The 2,951-nt window shown below is 50.4% G+C and carries 1 rRNA gene; it reads right to left on the bottom strand.

Features of this window, described 5'->3' with window-relative positions:
* Window positions 1-35: 35 nt before the first annotated feature.
* Window positions 36-2,932: ribosomal RNA gene (locus HLH16_RS00695) — 23S ribosomal RNA — on the bottom strand.
* Window positions 2,933-2,951 lie beyond the last annotated feature (19 nt).

Genomic DNA, 2,951 nt, shown 5'->3' with positions numbered 1-2,951 from the left:
GATTCAATCGAACCATACAACTGTTTGGGTGTTGTATAGTCAAGCCTCACGAGTAATTAGTATTGGTCAGCTTCATGCATCACTGCACTTCCACATCCAACCTATCAACGTTGTAGTCTTCAACGGCTCTTTAGAGGACATAAAGTCCTTGGGAAATCTTATCTTGAGGTAGGCTTCCCGCTTAGATGCTTTCAGCGGTTATCCCTTCCGAACATAGCTACCCGGCGATGCGACTGGCGTCACAACCGGTACACCAGAGGTTCGTCCACTCTGGTCCTCTCGTACTAGGAGCAGATCCTCTCAAATTTCCAGCGCCCACGGTAGATAGGGACCGAACTGTCTCACGACGTTCTAAACCCAGCTCGCGTACCTCTTTAAATGGCGAACAGCCATACCCTTGGGACCTGCTTCAGCCCCAGGATGAGATGAGCCGACATCGAGGTGCCAAACACCGCCGTCGATATGAACTCTTGGGCGGTATCAGCCTGTTATCCCCAGAGTACCTTTTATCCGTTGAGCGATGGCCCTTCCATACAGAACCACCGGATCACTAAGACCTACTTTCGTACCTGCTCGACTTGTGGGTCTCGCAGTTAAGCGCGCTTTTGCCTTTATACTCTACGCGTGATTTCCGACCACGCTGAGCGCACCTTCGTACTCCTCCGTTACTCTTTAGGAGGAGACCGCCCCAGTCAAACTACCCACCAGACATGGTCCTCGCTCCAGATTATGGAGCAGAGTTAGAACCTCAATATTACCAGGGTGGTATTTCAAGATTGGCTCCACCAGAACTAGCGTCCTGGTTTCAAAGCCTCCCACCTATCCTACACAAGTAAGATCAAAGTTCAATGTCAAGCTGCAGTAAAGGTTCACGGGGTCTTTCCGTCTAGCCGCGGGTACACCGCATCTTCACGGCGATTTCGATTTCACTGAGTCTCTGCTGGAGACAGCGCCCCCATCATTATGCCATTCGTGCAGGTCGGAACTTACCCGACAAGGAATTTCGCTACCTTAGGACCGTTATAGTTACGGCCGCCGTTTACTGGGGCTTCGATCAAGAGCTTCGCTTACGCTAACCCCATCAATTAACCTTCCAGCACCGGGCAGGCATCACACCCTATACGTCCACTTTCGTGTTTGCAGAGTGCTATGTTTTTAATAAACAGTTGCAGGGGCCTGGTTTCTGTGGCTGTCAACCGCTCATCCCGCGAGGGGAATCACCGTCGACAGCGTACCTTCTCCCGAAGTTACGGTACCATTTTGCCTAGTTCCTTCAGCAGAGTTCTCTCAAGCGCTTTGGTCTACTCGACCTGACCACCTGTGTCGGTTTCGGGTACGATTCCTGTGTAACTGAAGCTTAGAGACTTTTCCTGGAAGTATGGTATCAGCCACTTCGCTGTACAAGTACAGCTTGCTATCAGTTCTCAGCATAGAGTACCCCGGATTTGCCTAAGATACATGCCTACAACCTTTCACCTGGACAACCATCGCCAGGCTGACTTAACCTTCTCCGTCCTCTCATCGCATTACACAGAAGTATTGGAATATTAACCAATTTCCCATCGACTACGCCTCTCGGCCTCGCCTTAGGGGTCGACTCACCCAGCCCCGATTAACGTTGGACTGGAACCCTTGGTCTTTCAGCGTGCGAGTTTTTCACTCGCATTGTCGTTACTCACGTCAGCATTCGCACTTCTGATACCTCCAGCAGACTTCTCAATCCACCTTCATCGGCTTACAGAACGCTCCCCTACCACTTGCAATAAATTGCAAATCCGCAGCTTCGGCATATAGTTTTAGCCCCGTTACATCTTCCGCGCAGGCCGACTCGACTAGTGAGCTATTACGCTTTCTTTAAAGGGTGGCTGCTTCTAAGCCAACCTCCTAGCTGTCTATGCCTTCCCACATCGTTTCCCACTTAACTATAATTTTGGGGCCTTAGCTGGCGGTCTGGATTGTTTTCCTCTTGACTACGGACGTTAGCACCCGCAGTCTGTCTCCCGGATAGTACTCATTGGTATTCGGAGTTTGCATCGGTTTGGTAAGTCGGGATGACCCCCTAGCCGAAACAGTGCTCTACCCCCAATGGTATTCGTCCGAGGCGCTACCTAAATAGCTTTCGGGGAGAACCAGCTATCACCGAGTTTGATTAGCCTTTCACCCCTATCCACAAGTCATCCCCTGGCTTTTCAACGACAGTGGGTTCGGTCCTCCAGTTAGTGTTACCCAACCTTCAACCTGCTCATGGATAGATCACCCGGTTTCGGGTCTACACCCAGCAACTAAACGCCCTATTAAGACTCGGTTTCCCTACGGCTCCCCTATACGGTTAACCTTGCTACTGAATGTAAGTCGCTGACCCATTATACAAAAGGTACGCAGTCACCGGACACAATGCCGGCTCCCACTGCTTGTATGCATGCGGTTTCAGGATCTATTTCACTCCCCTCACAGGGGTTCTTTTCGCCTTTCCCTCACGGTACTGGTTCACTATCGGTCAGTCAGGAGTATTTAGCCTTGGAGGATGGTCCCCCCATATTCAGACAAGGTTTCACGTGCCCCGCCCTACTCGACATCATCATATAAGCCCTTTCGTGTACAGGACTATCACCCACTACGGTTGCACTTCCCAGAGCATTCCACTAGAACTTATATGACTTAATGGGCTTTTCCCCGTTCGCTCGCCGCTACTAAGGGAATCTCAATTGATTTCTTTTCCTAAGGGTACTGAGATGTTTCACTTCCCCTCGTTCGCCTTGCATGACTATGTATTCATCATGCAATACCTACCTTATGGTAAGTGGGTTTCCCCATTCAGAAATCTCCGGATCACAGGATATTTGCCGCCTCCCCGGAGCTTATCGCAGGCTATTACGTCTTTCATCGCCTCTGACTGCCAAGGCATCCACCACATGCACTTAATTACTTGACTATACAACCCCAAACAGTCG

The sequence above is a fragment of the Acinetobacter sp. ANC 5378 genome (genome assembly GCF_013004315.1).
GTDB lineage: Bacteria > Pseudomonadota > Gammaproteobacteria > Pseudomonadales > Moraxellaceae > Acinetobacter.
Note: the sequence above shows the minus strand (reverse complement) of the source record. Positions and strands in the feature narration are given on the sequence as shown.